Raw genomic sequence first — 19759 nt, forward strand, 5'->3', positions numbered from 1 at the left:
GCTCATAACCCGAAGGTCGTAGGTTCAAATCCTGCTCCCGCAATAGAGAAAACGGCTCGGTAGCTCAGTTGGTAGAGCAATGGATTGAAGCTCCATGTGTCGGCGGTTCGATTCCGTCTCGCGCCATATCATTATATCACTAAGCGGGTGTAGTTTAGTGGTAAAACTACAGCCTTCCAAGCTGTTGTCGCGAGTTCGATTCTCGTCACCCGCTTTACTTTAGGGTAAACCAAGCAGTAACTTTTGCTTGGGCGCGTAGCTCAGGTGGTTAGAGCGCACGCCTGATAAGCGTGAGGTCGGTGGTTCGAGTCCACTCGTGCCCATTTATATTTGGAGAATTACTCAAGAGGCTGAAGAGGACGGTTTGCTAAATCGTTAGGTCGGGTAACTGGCGCGGGGGTTCGAATCCCCCATTCTCCGTAGTTAAACGAGATTATCATGAATATGATATCTCGTTTTATTTTATTATAGAAGGTATAAGATTATGAAAAAATTTAGATTGTCAAAATTAATTATTATTTTCATTGCTTTTTTTTTATTGTCTGGTTCTCTTATTTTTTTAATTTCTAAAAATAAATCTCTTCGTAAAAACATATCTTTTTTTGTTGACGATGGCGTTACTATTGTTAAGGAAATGGTTGATGTTCCAATTTATTTTGTTAATAAGACTTTTTCTAATATAAGTGAATTGTTCAACACTTATAGAGAAAATGATAACCTTCGTGAACAAATTTTAGAATTTGAAACAAAGGATAGAGAATATCAAATGTTACTTGAAGAAAACAGAGAGCTACGTTCTGAGCTTGAAATTAAAGAATCCTTTTCCGGTCTTAATGTTTTAACTGGTAGGGTCATTTTACGTTCTCCTGTAGCTTGGCTTGATAATGTTACCATTGATATTGGTGAGCGTGATGGTGTTTTAGATCATATGTTTTTGGTTTCAGAAGGTGGTCTGGCAGGTAAGGTAGAAAAAGTAAATACAAGTACAACGGATATTACGTTGATTACTAATCTTTCAAGTACAGATGGTATTCCCGTTAAAATTAAAACAAATAAAGATGATGTTTATGGTATTTTAACTGATTATAATGAAAAGGATAATCTTTTAGTTATTTCACAATTAAATACCAGAGGAGTTATTTCAAGTGGTGATGAGGTTTTTACTAGTGGTTTAGATGGTCAATCTCCTTCTGATATTTCTGTTGGAAAAGTAAAAATTATTGATGACAAGGAGGCCCTGAATATCAAAATTTATGTTGTTCCAACGGTTGATTTTTCTCATCTTTCCTATGTTAGTCTAATTGGAGAATAGTATGAAGAGAGTTAAGCAGTATTTGCCTTTTATATTTTTATTTGTCAGTCTTTTTCTAGATCGACATTTAACTTATCTGATATCTCGTTTATTTCACTACCAATTTGTTATTTCTAGTCAATTTTTTTTAATGGTATTATTGTTTTTTATCTTGTATTATCAAAAGTGGCTAGTTTACTTGATTTTTATTGGTTTATCATTTGTATATGATAGCTTGTATTTCCATAGTATTGGAATTTCAACCTTTCTTTTTCCTCTTTTGATATTTGTAGGATATAAGTGGTTACATTTAATGACTTACAGTAAAATCGCCAGAGTAGCTAGCTTTTTTATCCTTATCTTTATTTTTAATGTTGGTAGTTATTTTCTAGCAGTTTTTTATCAGATGACCTCTTATTCTTTTGATACTTTTGTGACCTATCATTTATTTCCAACACTTATTGTTAACCTCTTTTTTTACTTGTTATCAGAGTTTTTTGTAAAAAAGTTACATTTAATATAATATATTTCAAAAACGCTTTAAAATGTAACAATCACGTAATATAAACTGGACTTTTTTTTGGTATTATAGTAATGTCTTATCGAAAAGGAGTATTTACTAAATGAAAAAACGAATTTTATCCGCAGTATTAATTAGTGGGTTATTATTAAACGCTGTATCAAGCCTACAAGTTGTTTCTGCAACAGATTACGATAGTAAAATTGCTAATCAGGAGAATATCATTGATCATTTAACAACAGCTCAAGCTCAAGCTCAAGCAAAAGTGTCAGCTGTTCAAAAACAAGTAGATGCCCTTCAAGCTCAACAAGAAAAATTAGCAGAAGAAAATAAAAAGCTTGAAGCTGAATCTGAACAGTTAGCTAAAGATATTGAAGTGCTTTCTGGTAAAATTGTTGCAAGAAGCAAATCATTAGAAAATCAAGCTAGAAGTGCACAAAAAAATAACACTGCAACATCTTATATCAGTACATTAGTTGATTCTGATTCATTGTCAGATGCTATTAGTCGTATTGTTGCTATGCGTGAAGTTGTTTCTGCAAATGAAAGAATGTTAGAACAACAAAAAACTGATAAAGCAGCTATCGAAGAAAAACAAATTAAAAACCAAGAAGCTATCAATACTGTGGCAGAAAACCAAGCAACCTTAGCTGAAAATGCTAATGCTTTAAACACACAAAAAGCAGAATTAGAAGTTGCCCAATTAAATTTAGCTGTAGAATTAGCAACAGCTCAAGATGAAAAAAATAACTTACTTGCTGCTAAATCAGCTGCAGAAGAAAAAGCTGCGCAAGCAGCAGCTCAAGAAGCAGCAGCAAGAGCAGCAGCTCAAGAAGCTTTAAGACAACAAGAAGCTTCTGTTCAAACAGCGCAACAAGTAGTATCAACTATTGCTCCAGTGCAACCAGCGGCTCAAGCACCTGCTCCAGCAAACAATACAGCAACAACAAGATCTGTACCGACTCAAACAGCAAGTCCATCTGTTAACTACTCTGGAAACACTTATCCGGTTGGTCAGTGTACTTGGGGAGTAAAATCATTAGCGCCTTGGGTTGGTAATTACTGGGGTAATGCCAATCAATGGGGTGCAAGTGCAAGAGCGGCAGGATTTTCAATTGGTTCAGAACCAATCGTTGGTTCAGTTGCAGTATTCCCATATGATGGTGGAGGCTATGGACACGTTGCTTATGTAACAGGTGTTCAAAGCTCAACAAACATTCAAGTTATGGAAGCCAACTATGCAGGTAACCAATCAATTGGTAACTATCGTGGCTGGTTTAATCCAACGGCTCAATCAGTTTATTACATTTATCCATATTAATATTTGAATATAAAACAGAAAACATTGTTTTTCTGTTTTTTTAATTGTTGTATCCGTTACATAAGCATTGAAAAAAAAGGTGAAAAGGGTTAAAATGATAGAGGAGAAAATTTTGGGAGGAAATCATGTCTTATTCTAATTTAAAGTTATTTGCATTATCATCCAATCAACAATTGGCAAGTGATATTGCTAAAACAATGGGTATTTCTTTAGGAAAATCAACTGTTAGACAGTTTTCAGATGGTGAAATTCAAGTTAATATTGAAGAATCTATTAGAGGTCATCATGTGTTTGTTATCCAATCAACGAGTTCACCAGTTAATAATCATTTGATGGAACTGTTGATTATGGTAGATGCTCTAAAGCGTGCTAGTGCGGAAACGGTAAATGTTGTCATGCCATACTACGGTTATGCTAGACAAGATAGAAAAGCACGTTCACGTGAACCCATTACATCTAAATTGGTTGCTAATATGCTAGAGGTGGCTGGTGTAGATCGTCTTCTCACTGTAGACTTACATGCTGCACAAATTCAAGGGTTCTTTGATATTCCTGTAGATCATTTGATGGGTGCTCCACTCATTGCTGATTATTTCCAACGTCGTGGGATGGTGGGAGATGATTATGTTGTTGTCAGTCCTGACCATGGTGGTGTGACTAGAGCACGTAAATTGGCACAGTTTTTAAAAACGCCAATTGCCATTATTGATAAACGTAGAAGTGTTGATAAGATGAATACCAGTGAAGTGATGAACATCATTGGTGATGTTAAAAATAAGACATGTATTTTAATAGATGATATGATTGACACAGCAGGTACGATTTGTCACGCGGCAGATGCTCTTGCTGAAGCTGGTGCAACAGATGTCTATGCGAGTGGTACTCACCCAATTCTTTCTGGGGCGGCTCTTGATAACATTCAAAAATCAGCTATTAAGAAAATGATCGTTCTTGATACCATTTATCTACCCGAGGAACGACTCATTGATAAGATTGAACAAATTTCAATTGCACAATTGATTGCTGAGGCTATTTTACGTATTCATGAAAAACGTCCTTTGTCTCCATTATTTGAAGTTGGAAAGTAAAACGACTTTATTATTAGTGATTTTAAGCAATGAACACCTCACTTTAGAGGTGTTTTTTACTGATAATTTAGTGTATAATAGGAATACAACACAAGCTGGAGGGCATTATGGATTTAAGCAAAAGATTTAATAAAAATTTAGACAGAATTGAAATATCATTAATTCGTCAGTTTGATCAAACGATTTCATCAATTCCAGGTATTTTAAGATTAACCCTTGGTGAGCCTGATTTTACAACGCCTGATCATGTTAAAGAGGCTGCTAAAAGAGCTATTGATAATGATAAAAGTTACTATACTGGCATGTCTGGTTTGTTAGAATTAAGACAAGCTGCTAGTGATTTTGTGAAAGAAAAATATCATTTAAATTATCATCCTGAAAATGAAGTGTTAGTCACTGTTGGTGCAACTGAAGCCCTTTCAGCAAGTCTAACAGCAATTTTAGAGCCAGGTGACACTGTTTTACTACCAGCTCCAGCTTATCCTGGTTATGAGCCTCTTGTCAAATTGGTTGGTGCAGATATCGTTGAAATTGACACAACTGCCAATCAATTTATTTTGACGCCTGAGATGCTTGAAAAAGCTATTTTAGAACAAGGAGAAAAACTAAAAGCTGTTCTTTTAAATTATCCTACTAATCCGACAGGTGTGACTTATTCTCGTGAACAAATCAAAGGTCTTGCAGCTGTTCTTAGAAAATATAATGTGTTTGTCATTAGTGATGAAGTCTATTCTGAATTAACCTATACAAAAGAGTCCCATGTTTCTATTGCTGAATATTTACCAGAACAAACGATTCTAATCAACGGGTTATCGAAATCACATGCCATGACAGGTTGGCGTATTGGTTTTATCTTTGCGAAAAAAGAATTAGCTAGTCAACTCATTAAAAGTCATCAATATTTGGTGACTGCTGCGACAACAAATGCTCAGTATGCAGCAATTGAAGCCTTAACCGTTGGAAAAAATGATGCAGAACCAATGAAAAAAGCTTATATTGAGCGTCGTGATTATATTATTGAAAAACTTGATGAGCTTGGTTTTGAAGTGATTAAACCAGATGGTGCCTTTTATATTTTTGCAAAAATCCCAGGAGAAGCAGCTTCTGATTCCTTTGGTTTTTTGAAAGAATTTGCTAAAAAGAAAGCTGTTGCTTTAATTCCAGGTGTTGCCTTTGGTAAATACGGTGAAGGCTATATCAGGATTTCTTATGCTGCCAGTATGGAGACTCTTAAAGAAGCCTTGAGACGATTGAAGGAATTTATGAAGGAATATGGAGACTAAGGAAACAAAAGGACTTGTTCTTTATAATAAGGATTTCCGAGAAGATGATAAATTGGTTAAAATTTTTACGGAATCTGATGGTAAAAGAATGTTCTTTGTCAAACGTGCTAGAAAATCAAAAGTAACTCCTGTCATTCAACCATTAACAATGGCTAACTTTATTTTGAAAATCAATGAGACTGGTCTCAGCTACATTGAAGATTACAAAGAAGTTGAAGTGTTTAAACAGATTAATACTGACATATTCAAACTAGCTTATGCGAGTTATATTGTTGCTTTAGCTGATAGCGCTATTTCAGATGCCATACCAGATCCTGCTTTGTTTGCTTTTTTAAGCAAGACCTTAACACTCATCAACAAGGGGTTAGATTATGACATTTTAACCAATATTTTTGAAATACAATTGCTAGATCACTTTGGTGTGTCACTAAACTTTAATGAGTGTCTTTTTTGCCATCGCAAAAACTTACCTTTTGATTTTTCTCATCGTCTTTCTGGACTCCTTTGCCCAGATCATTATGACAAAGATCCATACAGGAGTCATTTGAACCCTAATATTCCCTATCTCATTAATCAGTTTCAGACCATTCAATTTGATGAGTTAAAAACTATTTCAGTTAACGAATCATTAAAGAAAGAGCTAAGACTTTTTATAGATGCTCTTTATGATGATTATGTTGGTCTAAAATTAAAAAGTAAAACCTTTATTGATGATTTAGGGAAATGGGGTAATATTATGAAACAGGATTAGAATGCCGTTTTCATAAGATGATAAAAAAAACGAATAATGCTATAATAGACAAGTCAAGATTTGTAAAAAGGAGTTTCAAAATGAAAAAAATAGCCATTGATGCTATGGGCGGAGATAATGCTCCCAAAGCGATTATTGAAGGTGTTAATCAAGCATTAGATGATTTTTCAGATATTGAAATTCAACTCTATGGAGATAGAGAAAAAATCACTCCTTATTTAACACATACTAAGAGAGTTACGATTAGTCATACCATTGAAAAAATTGATTCTGAAGATGAGCCTGTAAAAGCAATTAGAAAGAAAAAACAAGCTTCAATGGTTCTAGCGACACAAGCCGTCAAAGAAGGTCGAGCTGACGCGGTTTTATCAGCTGGCAATACAGGTGCCTTATTAGCATCAGGATTATTTGTAGTTGGTCGCATTAAAAACATTGATCGTCCAGGACTAATGTCAACCATTCCAACCATGGATGGTAAAGGCTTTGACATGCTGGATTTGGGTGCTAATGCTGAAAATACTGCAAAACATTTACATCAGTTTGCTGTCCTTGGTTCCTTTTATGCTAAGAATGTTCGAGGTATCACTTCACCTCGTGTTGGGTTATTAAATAATGGGACAGAAGATACCAAGGGAGATACCTTAAGAAAAGAAACGTTTGAACGTCTTTCTAATGATGCTTCACTTAACTTTATTGGTAATGTCGAAGCACGTGATCTTCTAGCAGGTGTCTGTGATGTGGTTGTTGCTGATGGTTTTACAGGAAACGCTGTGTTGAAATCAATTGAAGGAACAGCCATCTCAATCATGGGACAGTTGAAAAAAACAATCCAAGATGGTGGTTTTTCAACAAAATTGGGAGCCCTACTCTTAAAAGGAAGTCTTTCTCAACTTAAAGAAAGCCTTGACTATTCATCAGCAGGCGGTGCTGTTTTGTTTGGACTTAAAGCCCCAGTTATTAAATGCCATGGCTCAAGTGATGCTAAAGCGATTTATAATGCGATTAAACAAGTTAGTCTTATGTTAGAAAGTGGTCTTATGGACCAGTTAACTAATGAATTTTCAAAGGAGAGTGAATCAAATGACTAAAGAAGATATTTTAGCAAAAATGCAAAAAATGATTGTTGAACAACTCGGAGAAGATGATATTGAAGTGACTATGGACACTAATTTTAAAGATGATTTAGGAGCTGATTCTATCACTTTAACCGAATTTGTCATCAATGTAGAAGATGAATTTGACCTTGAAATCCTTGATGAAGAAGTTGAGGATGTCAGAACCATGGGACAAATGGTTGACTATTTATATGAAAAAACAAAATAGGTATTCGAATTTTTCGAATATCTTTTTTATTGTTCATTTTTTATTGTTAAATCTCTTTATTTATGCTAATATTAAGCTATAAAAACTTAAAAGGCGAACAATATCATGAAAAAACAATTAATTTATTCAGGAAAAGCGAAAGACATCTATGCAACAAGTCATCCAGATGAGATTATTGCTAGCTATAAGGACCAGGCGACTGCTCTAAATGGCCTACGAAAAGAAATTGTAGAAGGCAAGGGAAGACTTAACAATCAGATTTCTTCGCTTATTTTTGAGCGTTTAAATCAAAAAGGCATCAAGACACATTTCATTAAGCAATTATCAGAAACGGATCAGCTTAATAAAAAGGTGAGCATTATTCCACTTGAAGTTGTCCTTCGTAACTACTCAGCAGGGTCATTTGCTAAGCGTTTCGGACTTGAAGAAGGCATCAAATTTGAGACTCCCATTATTGAATTTTATTATAAAAATGATGAGCTAGATGATCCTTTTATCAATGACGAACATGTCTTGTTTTTGAAGATTGCAACCGCTGAAGAAATCGCGTTTTTAAAAGAAGAAACAAGAAAAATCAATCGCGTTCTAACAGATATTTTTGCAGAGGTCGGTCTGACTCTCATTGATTATAAATTGGAATTTGGTCGTGATGGTAATGGCGACATCATTCTTTCTGATGAAATCTCACCTGATACCAGTCGTTTATGGGATAAAGAAGGAAACCATATGGATAAAGATGTTTTCCGTCGTAATATTGGTTCAATTATAGATGTTTACACCGTTGTTTTGGAACAACTGTCTAAAAATAAGTAAGGGGCAAACATGAATAAACGTATTTTTGTTGAAAAAAAAGCTAATTTTAGAGTGAAAGAAAAATCTTTGCTTGCAGAATTGAGACATCATTTGCAGGTTAAGACCTTAAAAGATTTGCGTCTTTTGCAAGTTTATGATGTTTTTCATTTGTCTTCTGATCTATCTGAAAAGGCAGATAAGCATATTTTTTCAGAACAAGTGACGGATGATTTGATGACAGAAAAAGATGTTTCTGATTTTCTCAATCACTATCAATTTTTTGCCATTGAAGCTCTACCTGGTCAGTTTGATCAACGAGCAGCTAGTGCTCAAGAAGCCCTGTTTCTTTTAGGGGCAACCAATAATGTCACTGTCAAAACAGCACAACTTTACTTGTTGAATGCTGATATTGCTTTAGATGAGTTAGAAAAAATTAAGACTTATCTGTTGAACCCTGTTGATTCACGCTTTAAAGACATTACAAAGCCTGTGATGGTTGAAACGTTTGAAAAAGCAAATACTCATATCCCTAAACTTGACTTCTTCAATGACTACTCAAAAGCTCAGTTTATAGACTTTAAAAAAGAACAACATTTAGCCATGGAAGTGGCTGATTTACTCTTTATTCAAGATTATTTTAAAACGATAGAGAGAGTTCCTACAGAAACGGAATTAAAAGTTTTAGACACTTACTGGTCTGATCATTGTCGTCACACTACTTTTGAAACAGAATTAAAAACGATTAATTTCACCCACTCTCAATTTGAAGAGCAACTTCAAGCAACTTATGACAAGTACTTGGCAATGAGAAAGGAACTGGGTCGTGAAGCTAAACCTCAGACATTAATGGATATGGCGACTATTTTTGGTCGTTATGAGCGTGCCAATGGTCGTTTGGATGATATGGAAGTCTCTGATGAAATTAATGCTTGTTCGGTTGAAATTTCTGTTGATGTTGATGGTAAAGATGAAACATGGCTGTTAATGTTTAAAAATGAAACCCATAATCATCCTACTGAAATTGAACCATTTGGTGGCGCAGCAACCTGTATTGGTGGTGCCATTCGTGATCCTTTGTCAGGGCGTAGTTTTGTTTACCAAGCGATGAGAATTTCAGGAGCTGGTGATATCACACAAAATGTTGCTGACACGCGTCAAGGAAAATTACCACAGCAAGTGATTTCAAAAAAAGCAGCACATGGCTACTCTTCTTATGGGAACCAAATCGGCTTAGCAACCACTTATGTGAGAGAATACTTCCATCCAGGATTTGTCGCTAAACGTATGGAACTTGGAGCGGTTGTTGGAGCAACACCTAAGAAAAATGTTCGACGTGAAAAACCAGAACCTGGTGATGTGATTATTTTGTTGGGTGGTAAAACAGGTCGAGATGGTATTGGTGGTGCTACTGGTTCTTCTAAGGTACAAACGGTTGAAACGGTTGAAACAGCGGGTGCTGAGGTTCAAAAAGGTAACGCCATCGAGGAAAGAAAAATCCAACGTCTTTTTAGAAATCCAGACGTTAGTCAGCTGATAAAAAAATCAAATGACTTTGGCGCAGGCGGGGTCTGTGTTGCTATTGGTGAATTAGCTGATGGTGTTTTGATTGATCTCAATAAAGTACCTTTAAAATATCAAGGATTAAATGGAACTGAAATTGCCATCTCAGAAAGCCAAGAACGTATGGCAGTTGTTGTGTCTAAAGAAGATGCAGATGCCTTTATTGCTGCTTCTGAAAAAGAAGATATTCTAGCCGTTGTTGTCGCTGAGGTGACAAAAGAAGCTCATCTTGTGATGACTTGGAATGGTGAAAAAATTGTTGATATTGAACGTGCCTTTTTAGACACCAATGGTGTCCGCGTGGTTGTTGATGTCGATGTGACAGATAGTAAGAAAACTCTTCCTTACCAAAAAACAACCCATTTACAAACCATTGAACAAGAGCTCATCACTGTTCTTTCTAATCTTAATCACACAAGTCAAAAAGGCCTTCAAACTCTCTTTGATAGTTCGGTTGGTCGCTCGACAATTAACCACCCGTTAGGTGGTCGTTATCAGGTGACACCAACAGAAAGTTCTGTTCAAAAATTACCTGTGCAAAAAGGGAAAACCACCACTGTTTCTGTGATGGCACAAGGTTATAACCCTTATATTGCGGAATGGTCACCTTATCATGGTGCCGCTTATGCTATTATTGAAGCAACCAGTCGTTTAGTGGCAACAGGTTCACAGTGGCAAAAAGCACGTTTTTCTTATCAAGAATACTTTGAGCGTTTGGATAAACAAGCAGAACGTTTTGGAAAACCTGTGTCAGCTCTTTTAGGTGCTATTGAAGCGCAAATCCAATTAGGCCTACCATCTATTGGTGGGAAGGATTCAATGAGTGGCACTTTTGAAGAACTAACAGTACCTCCAACGCTTGTGGCTTTTGGTGTTACCACTTCAAAAGTCGATAAGGTCTTATCGCCTGAGTTTAAAGCTGCTGATGAGAATATCTATTACATTGAAGGACAAGCTATTTCAGAAACGATTGATTTTAAACAAATCCTTGCTAATTTTGAACAATTTAGCCATCTTCAAGAACAACATCAGATAACAGCTAGTGCAGCCATTAAATATGGAGGTCTAGGAGAAACACTCGCTTTAATGAGTTTTGGTAATCGCTTCGGTGCTCAGTTATCACTAGATGAAAAAATCATTTCAACGCTTCTTCAAGGGCAATTAGGTGGTTTTGTCTTTACTAGTAAAGAAGACATCCCTGGTGTGGTTAAACTGGGGACAACAACAAACGATTTTTCTCTTGTTGTTAATGATGTCACCATTGCTGGTCAAAAGCTTCTCGGTGCGTTTGAAGGAACTCTTGAGGACGTTTACCCAACGCTTTTTGAACAAAAAGAAGGTCTATCAGATGTGCCTGTCGTTTCCACTCAACCAACAAAAAATATCTCAGAAAAAACGGATAAGCCACTCGTTTATATTCCTGTTTTTCCTGGTACAAACTCAGAGTACGATTCTGCTAAAGCCTTTGAACAGGTTGGAGCGAAAGTGGCTCTAGTACCGTTTAGAACGTTGACTCAGGAGTTGATTGCACAATCAATTGCTGAGATGGCTGACATGATTGGAAAAGCCAATATTATTTTCTTTGCAGGCGGTTTTTCAGCGGCAGATGAGCCAGATGGTTCTGCTAAATTTATTGTTAATATTTTATTGAATCAAACGATTAAAACAGCAATAGATGCCTTCATAGCTCGTGGTGGATTAATCATTGGAATTTGTAATGGTTTCCAAGCTCTTGTTAAATCAGGATTACTCCCTTATGGTAATTTTGAAGAGAGTCACACTGAAAGTCCAACCCTGTTTTATAACGATGCTAACCAACACGTTGCTAAGATGGTTGAAACAAGAATCGCAAACACCAACTCACCTTGGTTGGCTGGTGTGGCCGTGGGTGATATTCATGTGATCCCAGTATCTCACGGAGAAGGAAAATTTGTCGTTTCTGAACAAGAATTTTTAGAACTTCAAAAACATGGACAAATCTTTAGCCAATATGTTGATTTTGACGGTAAACCAAGTATGGATTCTCGTTTCAATCCAAATGGCTCTAGTCATGCGATTGAAGGGATTACAAGCCGTAATGGACAAATTATTGGGAAAATGGGCCACTCAGAACGTTATGAAGAAGGAAACTTTAAAAATATTCCAGGTCGTAAAGACCAACAACTTTTTGCTAGTGCCGTCAATTATTTTAAAAACAACTAAGGGGAAAAAATGACTTATGAAGTAAAATCACTCAATGAAGAGTGTGGTATTTTTGGGATATGGGGACATGAGCAAGCGGCAGAAGTCACTTATTATGGTCTTCATAGTCTTCAACACAGAGGACAAGAAGGGGCTGGTATTGTGTCAAACGATGAGCGTAAACTCCTTCGTCATCGCAATACAGGTCTGATTTCAGAAGTCTTTAAAAGGCCAAGTAATCTTGCTAAATTAACGGGAAAAGCAGCTATCGGACATGTACGATATGCAACAGCTGGAACAGCTTCAATTAATAATATTCAACCGTTCTTATTTGATTTTTCAGATGGCCAAATCGCTTTAGCGCATAATGGTAATCTGACTAATGCCAAGTCTCTGCGTGCTGAATTGGAGAAAAAAGGTGCTATTTTTGCTAGTTCTTCAGATACAGAAATTCTCATGCACCTCATTCGTCGTAGTCCAAAAGAAACTTTTATCGAGCAATTTAAGGATGCGCTTAATCAAGTTAAAGGTGGCTTTGCTTATCTTATGATGACAGAAGATAAGATTTATGCTGCTTTAGATCCAAATGGTTTTAGACCCCTTTCTATTGGTCAATTTGCTAATGGTTCTTGGGTGATTTCCAGTGAAACTTGTGCTTTTGAAGTCATTGGTGCCAAATGGGTGAGAGATGTGAAACCTGGTGAAATCGTGATTATTGATGATTCTGGTTTATCTTTTGATCAGTTTACAACTGATACGCAAATGGCTATTTGCTCTATGGAATACATTTATTTTGCGCGTCCAGACAGTGTTATCCACGGGATAAATGTGCACACGGCTCGAAAAAATCTAGGAAAACGCCTTGCTCAAGAAGCTAAAATTGATGCCGATATCGTTGTTGGGGTTCCTAATTCCTCACTATCAGCAGCTTCTGGCTATGCTGAAGAATCAGGTCTTCCTTATGAAATGGGCTTGATTAAAAATCAATACATTCAAAGAACCTTTATCCAACCGACTCAAGAATTGAGAGAACAAGGGGTAAGGATGAAATTATCGGCTGTTTCAAGTGTGGTTAAAGGCAAACGCGTGGTCATGGTTGATGATTCGATTGTTCGTGGAACGACCAGCAGACGAATTGTTAACTTGTTAAGAGAGGCGGGTGCCTCAGAAGTTCATGTAGCCATTGCCAGTCCAGAATTAAAACATCCTTGTTTTTACGGGATTGACATTCAAACCAAGCGTGAACTCATCTCTGCCAATCATTCTGTCGAGGAAGTGTGTGAGATTATTGGTGCTGACAGCTTATCATTTTTATCCATTGATGGCTTGATTGAATCAATCGGCTTAGAATCAGATGCCCCTAACGGTGGCTTGTGTGTGGCTTATTTTGATGGAAACTATCCGACAGAACTTTACGATTATGAGGAAGAATACCTTAGAAATCTCCATCAAAAAGTTGACTTTAGAACAAATTAAAAAGGGAGTAAACATGTCAGAAAATGCTTATGCAAAATCAGGTGTTGATGTTGAAGCTGGTTATGAAGTGGTTGAACGCATCAAAAAACATGTCGCTAAGACAAAACGTCTAGGAGCAATGGGAGCCTTGGGTGGTTTTGGTGGTCTATTTGATTTATCCCAATTAAATGTCAAAGAACCCGTGCTTGTGAGTGGGACAGATGGTGTTGGAACAAAACTCATGCTTGCGATAAAATATGATAAACATGACACCATTGGTCAAGATTGTGTTGCCATGTGTGTTAACGATATTATTGCGGCTGGTGCAGAACCACTTTACTTTTTAGATTATATCGCCACAGGAAAAAACAAGCCTGAAAAATTAGAACAAGTCATTGCCGGTGTTGCTGATGGTTGTGTCTTAGCAGGTGCGGCTTTAATTGGTGGCGAAACGGCTGAAATGCCAGGAATGTATGATGATGATGATTACGATTTGGCAGGCTTTGCTGTTGGTATTGCTGAGAAATCAGAACTAATCGATGGTAGTAAGGTTTCTGAGGGCGATGTCTTGTTGGGTCTGGCTTCAAGTGGGATTCATTCCAATGGCTATTCTTTGGTTCGCCGTGTCTTCAAAGATTATAATGGTGATGAACAACTAGAAGAGCTAGAAGGAAAAGCTTTAAAAGATGTCTTATTAGAGCCAACTCGCATTTATGTTAAAAGCGTTCTTCCTTTAGTTAAAAAGGGATTGGTTAACGGCATTGCTCATATTACTGGTGGTGGCTTTGTTGAAAATGTGCCAAGAATGTTTTCAGATGATTTGGCGGCAGTGATTGAAGAAGATAAGATTCCTGTTTTACCAATTTTTAAAGCGATTGAAAAATATGGACAAATTAAACACGCAGAAATGTTTGAAATTTTCAACATGGGAATTGGTTTAGTGCTTGCCGTTAAGCCAGAACATGTTGATGAGATTAAAGCACTCATCGATGAACCTGTTTATGAGATTGGCCATATTGTTAAAAAAGAAAATCAAAGTGTGGTTATCAAATGAAAAATATAGCCGTTTTTGCGTCAGGTAATGGTTCCAATTTTCAAGCCATTGCTGAAAAATTTCCTGTGACCTTTGTTTTTTCAGATCATCGGGATGCCTTTGTCTTAGACAGGGCAAACCAATTGAACGTCAAAGCTTTTGCTTTTGAGTTAAAAGAATTTGCATCTAAGGAAGCCTATGAACAAGCCATTGTTGACTTACTAGATACTCATCAGATTAATTTAGTGGTGTTGGCTGGCTACATGAAAATCATCGGGAAAACCCTCCTTTCAAAATATGAAGGGAAAATCATCAATATCCATCCGTCTTACTTGCCAGAATTTCCAGGAGCTCATAGCATCAAGGACGCATGGGATGCTGGTGTTACAGCTTCGGGAGTTACCATTCATTGGGTAGATTCAGGCATTGACACAGGAGAAATTATCACACAAGAGCGCGTGGAACGTCTTGAGAATGATACGATTGACAGTTTTGAAGAACGTATTCACGCTTGTGAACATCGACTTTATCCACAGGTCGTGGACAGTTTATTAAAAAAGGAGAACTAAAATGACAAAACGTGCACTCATCAGTGTTTCAGATAAAACAGGTATCGTTGCTTTTGCTAAGAGCTTAAAAGATTTGGGCTGGGAAATCATCTCAACAGGTGGTACCAAAAACATGTTAGACCAAAAAGGTGTTTCAACCATTGCAATCGATGAGGTGACTGGTTTTCCTGAAATGATGGATGGTCGTGTTAAAACCCTTCATCCTAAAATTCATGGTGGTCTTCTTGCAAGACGTGATTTGGACAGCCACTTACAAGCGGCTAAAGACAATGCTATCTTGCTGATTGATTTGGTGGTTGTCAACCTATATCCTTTTAAAGAAACGATTTTAAAACCAGATGTGACCTATGCGGATGCTGTGGAAAACATCGACATTGGTGGTCCTAGCATGCTTCGTTCAGCAGCTAAAAACCATGCGAGTGTGACCGTTGTTGTAGATCCTTCTGATTATGAGCTTGTTTTAGAAGAATTCTCTAAAGCTGGTGAGACTAGTCTTGATGTTCGTAAACGTTTGGCAGCTAAAGTCTTTAGACACACAGCAGCCTACGATGCTCTAATTGCTGACTACTTCACTAAAGAAGTCGGTGAAAAAACACCTGAAAAGTTAACCTTAACATATGACTTGAACCAAACCATGCGTTATGGTGAAAACCCACAACAAGAAGCAGATTTTTATCAAAATGCTCTTCCAACTGCCTATTCCATTGCTTCGAGTAAACAATTAAATGGAAAAGCCCTCTCATTTAACAATATTAGAGATGCTGATGCTGCTATTCGTATCATCCGTGACTTCACTGATAAGCCAACTGTAGTAGGCTTGAAACACATGAACCCATGTGGGATTGGTCAAGCTGAAACGATTGAAGAAGCGTGGGATTATGCCTATGAAGCAGACTCTGTTTCCATTTTTGGTGGTATTGTTGTTTTAAATAGAGAAGTAGATGAAAAAACAGCTACTAAAATGAGCAAGATTTTCCTTGAAATCATCATTGCACCAAGTTACAGCCCAGAAGCACTTGCCATCTTATCTGCTAAGAAAAATCTACGTGTGCTAGAATTGCCATTTGATGCCCAAGCTGACAGTGAAATCGAAAAAGAATACACTGGTATTGTTGGTGGCATGTTATCACAAAACCAAGACGTGGTTAAAGAAGATCCAACGTCATGGAAAGTGGTAACCAAACGTCAACCAAGTGAGCAAGAAAAAGTAGCTCTGGAATTTGCTTGGAAAGCGATTAAGTACGTTAAATCTAATGGTATCTTAATTTCAAACGATAAGATGACACTAGGTGTTGGCCCAGGTCAAACCAACCGTGTAGGAGCAGTTAAAATCGCTATCGAACAAGCAAAAGACCGTCTTGAAGGTGCTGTTTTAGCGAGTGATGCCTTCTTCCCATTTGCTGACAATGTCGAAGAAATTGCAAAAGCAGGCATTAAAGCTATCATCCAACCAGGCGGCTCTATCCGTGATGAAGAAGTGATTGCAGCAGCTGACAAGTATGGCATGACTATGCTGTTTACTGATGTGAGACATTTTAGACATTAATGTTAAATTAAAAGAAGACAAATTGAGAAGTTAAGTTTGTCTTCTTTTTATTTTTTTGCTTAAAAACACATTATCTCATATAAAAAACCGAACATTTTTGATATAATGGTCTTATAAAATCCGTTTATTGAGGTGAAGATGTGAAATTACTGGTTATTGGTTCAGGTGGTAGAGAACACGCTATCGCTAAACAATTGTTACACTCAGAAAAAGTTGAGACTGTCTATGTGGCACCGGGAAATGATGGCATGGCACGTGATGGTTTGGAATTGGTTGATTTAGCGATTTCCGAACATGAAGCACTTATTGCCTTTGCTAAGGAAAAGGGCATTGCTTGGACCTTTATTGGACCTGACGATGCTTTGGCTGCTGGTATTGTAGATGATTTTGAAAAAGCAGGTTTAAAGGCGTTTGGGCCATCACAAAAAGCTTCTGAGCTAGAGTGGTCAAAGGACTTTGCCAAAACCATTATGGCTAAATACCAAATTCCAACGGCAGACTATCAGACTTTCACTGATTTTGAAGACGCAAAAGCCTATATTCAATCAAAAGGTGCGCCAATCGTCGTTAAAGCTGATGGTTTAGCGCTTGGAAAAGGTGTTGTTGTAGCTGAAACCGTAGATGATGCCATTGAGGCGGCTAGAGAAATGTTACTGGATAATAAATTTGGTGACTCAGGTGCTCGCATCGTTGTCGAAGAATTTTTAGAGGGTGAAGAGTTCTCCTTGTTTGCTTTTGCAAACGGTGAAACTTTCTATCTCTTACCAAGTGCGCAAGACCATAAGCGTGCCTATGACGGTGACAAAGGACCAAATACTGGTGGAATGGGTGCTTATTCGCCAGTTCCTCATTTGCCTCAAGAAGTGATCGACCAAGCTGTTGCTAAGATTATTAAGCCAACGCTTCAAGCAATGGTCAAAGAAGGGCGTTCTTATCTCGGTGTTTTATATGCTGGCTTGATTTTAACAGCAGATGGTCCTAAGGTAATCGAATTTAACGCCCGCTTTGGTGACCCAGAAACACAAGTTATCTTACCACGATTGACTTCTGATTTCGCACAAGCTATTGATGATATTTTAAATGATAAACCAGCTACACTGACATGGCTTCAAGAAGGCGTGACACTTGGTGTGGTTGTTGCAAGTAATGGTTATCCTCTTGGGTATGACAAGGGTGTCAAAGTACCGATAACCAAAAATCATGATATCATCACCTACTTTGCAGGAGTGACCAATAAAGATAATCACTTGATATCAAGTGGTGGACGTGTTTACATGCTTGTCACCACGCAAAACACCGTCAAAGATGCACAAGATGTGATTTATCATGCGCTAGAAAATGAAAACACAGAAGGGTTCTTCTACAGAAAAGATATTGGGAGTAAAGCACTATGACAACAGAGATTGCAATTATTATGGGGAGTAAATCCGATTGGTCAACGATGGTGAAAACAGCAGAAATGCTTGATAGGTTTGGAGTCTCTTATGAGAAAAAAGTTGTTTCTGCTCATAGAACACCAGATTTGATGTTTGATTTTGCCGAAAAAGCCCGTGAGCGTGGCATTAAGGTGATTATTGCTGGTGCAGGTGGTGCAGCTCATCTTCCGGGAATGGTAGCAGCCAAAACAACCTTACCAGTTATTGGTGTGCCGGTTAAATCACGCGCCTTAAGTGGTGTCGATTCACTTTATTCCATTGTGCAAATGCCAGGTGGCGTACCGGTAGCAACAATGGCAATTGGCGAAGCAGGAGCTACCAATGCTGCCTTAACAGCACTCAGAATCTTAGCAACAACCAATGAAGTACTCGCTGAAAAATTAAGCGACTATGCTAAACAACAAGGTGCATTAGCGGAGGCCTCTACAGATGAACTTATCTAAAACAATTGGGATTATCGGTGGTGGCCAACTAGGACAAATGATGGCTATTTCAGCCATTTATATGGGACACAAGGTGATCACACTTGATCCGGTTGCTGATTGTCCAGCCTCACGCGTCAGTGAAGTGATTGTGGCACCTTATGATGATGTGAATGCCCTACAAGAATTGGCTGAGCGTTGTGACGTCTTGACCTATGAATTTGAAAATGTGGATGCCGATGGTCTTGATGCCGTTGTAAAAAAAGGCCAACTCCCTCAAGGAACCGACCTTCTTCGCATCTCACAAAATCGCATTTTTGAAAAAGATTTTCTCACTCAAAAAGTTGGTGTTGCTGTGGCTCCTTATCATGTCATTAACAGTAGTAGTAATTTAGATGTTATTGATTTTGCTAAGAAATATGTCCTAAAAACAGCAACAGGCGGCTATGATGGTCATGGACAAGTGGTCATCAGATCACAAGAAGATATACCAGAAGCAAGAAAACTAGCTGATTCCTCAGCCTGTGTTTTAGAAGAGTTTGTTAGCTTTGAAAAGGAAATTTCTGTGATTGTTTCTGGAAATGGTAAAGAAGTGACCGTTTTTCCTGTTCAAGAAAATAATCATCGCAACAATATTTTGTCAAAAACAATTGTGCCAGCTCACATCCCAGAAACCTTGGCAGACAAGGCACAGGACATGGCAATAAAGATTGCTAAACAATTGGAGTTGTCAGGGACTCTTTGTGTTGAGATGTTTGTGGCGGGTGATACTATTTTGGTCAATGAAATAGCACCGCGTCCACATAATTCTGGGCACTATTCGATTGAAGCTTGTAATTTTTCCCAGTTTGACACGCATATTTTAGGTGTCTTAGGACAACCTCTGCCAAACATTCACTTGCATCAACCGGCAGTCATGCTAAATGTCCTCGGACAACACCTAGAAAAAGCTAAAAATTATGTCTTAGAACATCCTAACGCCCATCTCCATCTTTATGGGAAACAAGAAGCCAAACACAATCGTAAAATGGGGCATGTCACTCTCTTAGAAAAAGACGATGAAGAGTTCGGCAAAGGGATTGATTATTAAAGAGAAGAAATATAAATAGCAAAGCTAATAGTAATGATAAGAAGCATTAGTATTTCAAATGCTTTAATTGCAAGCAATCAAAAACAAGAAAGAAAACA

Annotated in this window: 17 protein-coding genes and 4 tRNA genes; all 21 read left to right on the forward strand. The window is 37.5% G+C overall.

The window, feature by feature from the left end:
- The first annotated feature begins 53 nt into the window (after positions 1-53).
- The 21 genes from JHK64_RS06750 to purK all read left to right on the forward strand — a co-directional run bounded on the left by JHK64_RS06750 (position 54) and on the right by purK (position 19661).
- Positions 54-126 (forward strand) — tRNA-Phe (locus JHK64_RS06750).
- A 17-nt stretch (positions 127-143) separates the two neighbouring features.
- Positions 144-214 (forward strand) — tRNA-Gly (locus JHK64_RS06755).
- A 35-nt stretch (positions 215-249) separates the two neighbouring features.
- Positions 250-323: transfer RNA gene (locus JHK64_RS06760), tRNA-Ile, on the forward strand.
- A 9-nt stretch (positions 324-332) separates the two neighbouring features.
- A tRNA-Ser gene (locus JHK64_RS06765) sits at positions 333-420 on the forward strand.
- 64 nt (positions 421-484) lie between these two features.
- Complete coding sequence (gene mreC, locus JHK64_RS06770; RefSeq protein WP_199568236.1) at positions 485-1312, forward strand: rod shape-determining protein MreC; 828 nt, start codon at positions 485-487, stop codon at positions 1310-1312.
- A gap of 1 nt (position 1313) precedes the next feature.
- Positions 1314-1814, forward strand: coding sequence for a rod shape-determining protein MreD (gene mreD / locus JHK64_RS07610; RefSeq protein WP_199568237.1), 501 nt, complete (start codon positions 1314-1316; stop codon positions 1812-1814).
- 100 nt (positions 1815-1914) lie between these two features.
- Positions 1915-3132, forward strand: coding sequence for a peptidoglycan hydrolase PcsB (gene pcsB, locus JHK64_RS06780; protein WP_199568238.1), 1218 nt, complete (start codon positions 1915-1917; stop codon positions 3130-3132).
- Between the two features lie 125 nt (positions 3133-3257).
- Positions 3258-4220: a ribose-phosphate diphosphokinase gene (locus JHK64_RS06785; protein WP_199568239.1), complete on the forward strand. Its 963-nt coding sequence runs from the start codon at positions 3258-3260 to the stop codon at positions 4218-4220.
- 107 nt (positions 4221-4327) lie between these two features.
- On the forward strand, positions 4328-5503 hold the full coding sequence (locus tag JHK64_RS06790; RefSeq protein WP_199568240.1) for a pyridoxal phosphate-dependent aminotransferase: 1176 nt from the start codon (positions 4328-4330) through the stop codon (positions 5501-5503).
- Positions 5493-6254, forward strand: coding sequence for a DNA repair protein RecO (gene recO, locus JHK64_RS06795; RefSeq protein WP_199568241.1), 762 nt, complete (start codon positions 5493-5495; stop codon positions 6252-6254). The genes JHK64_RS06790 and recO overlap by 11 nt, the downstream gene beginning before the upstream one ends.
- 80 nt (positions 6255-6334) lie before the next feature.
- The gene (gene plsX, locus JHK64_RS06800; protein ID WP_199568242.1) at positions 6335-7342 is read left to right on the forward strand and encodes a phosphate acyltransferase PlsX; all 1008 of its coding nucleotides are present in this window, start codon (positions 6335-6337) and stop codon (positions 7340-7342) included.
- A complete protein-coding gene (locus tag JHK64_RS06805) occupies positions 7335-7577 on the forward strand; it encodes an acyl carrier protein (protein ID WP_199568243.1) in 243 nt (80 codons plus the stop codon). The genes plsX and JHK64_RS06805 overlap by 8 nt, the downstream gene beginning before the upstream one ends.
- Before the next feature lie 105 nt (positions 7578-7682).
- Positions 7683-8390 carry a phosphoribosylaminoimidazolesuccinocarboxamide synthase gene (gene purC / locus JHK64_RS06810; protein ID WP_199568244.1) on the forward strand — a complete coding sequence of 236 codons (708 nt, stop codon included), beginning with the start codon at positions 7683-7685 and terminating at the stop codon, positions 8388-8390.
- Positions 8391-8399: 9 nt separating this feature from the next.
- On the forward strand, positions 8400-12131 hold the full coding sequence (locus tag JHK64_RS06815) for a phosphoribosylformylglycinamidine synthase (protein ID WP_199568245.1): 3732 nt from the start codon (positions 8400-8402) through the stop codon (positions 12129-12131).
- A 9-nt stretch (positions 12132-12140) separates the two neighbouring features.
- Positions 12141-13586 carry an amidophosphoribosyltransferase gene (purF, locus tag JHK64_RS06820; protein ID WP_199568246.1) on the forward strand — a complete coding sequence of 482 codons (1446 nt, stop codon included), beginning with the start codon at positions 12141-12143 and terminating at the stop codon, positions 13584-13586.
- A 13-nt stretch (positions 13587-13599) separates the two neighbouring features.
- Positions 13600-14619: a phosphoribosylformylglycinamidine cyclo-ligase gene (purM, locus tag JHK64_RS06825; protein WP_199568247.1), complete on the forward strand. Its 1020-nt coding sequence runs from the start codon at positions 13600-13602 to the stop codon at positions 14617-14619.
- Positions 14616-15167, forward strand: a complete 552-nt coding sequence (gene purN, locus JHK64_RS06830; protein ID WP_199568248.1) for a phosphoribosylglycinamide formyltransferase — start codon at positions 14616-14618, stop codon at positions 15165-15167. Before purM ends, purN begins: the two co-directional genes overlap by 4 nt.
- A gap of 1 nt (position 15168) precedes the next feature.
- Positions 15169-16713 (forward strand): bifunctional phosphoribosylaminoimidazolecarboxamide formyltransferase/IMP cyclohydrolase, encoded by a 1545-nt coding sequence (purH, locus tag JHK64_RS06835; protein ID WP_199568249.1) that lies wholly within the window; start codon positions 15169-15171, stop codon positions 16711-16713.
- Positions 16714-16853: 140 nt separating this feature from the next.
- Entirely contained in the window at positions 16854-18107 is a 1254-nt protein-coding gene (gene purD / locus JHK64_RS06840; RefSeq protein WP_199568250.1) for a phosphoribosylamine--glycine ligase, read from the forward strand.
- Positions 18104-18592: a 5-(carboxyamino)imidazole ribonucleotide mutase gene (purE, locus tag JHK64_RS06845; protein WP_199568251.1), complete on the forward strand. Its 489-nt coding sequence runs from the start codon at positions 18104-18106 to the stop codon at positions 18590-18592. The genes purD and purE overlap by 4 nt, the downstream gene beginning before the upstream one ends.
- On the forward strand, positions 18579-19661 hold the full coding sequence (gene purK, locus JHK64_RS06850) for a 5-(carboxyamino)imidazole ribonucleotide synthase (protein ID WP_199568252.1): 1083 nt from the start codon (positions 18579-18581) through the stop codon (positions 19659-19661). Before purE ends, purK begins: the two co-directional genes overlap by 14 nt.
- Positions 19662-19759 lie beyond the last annotated feature (98 nt).

The sequence above is a fragment of the Streptococcus zalophi genome (genome assembly GCF_016481285.1).
Taxonomy (GTDB): domain Bacteria; phylum Bacillota; class Bacilli; order Lactobacillales; family Streptococcaceae; genus Streptococcus; species Streptococcus zalophi.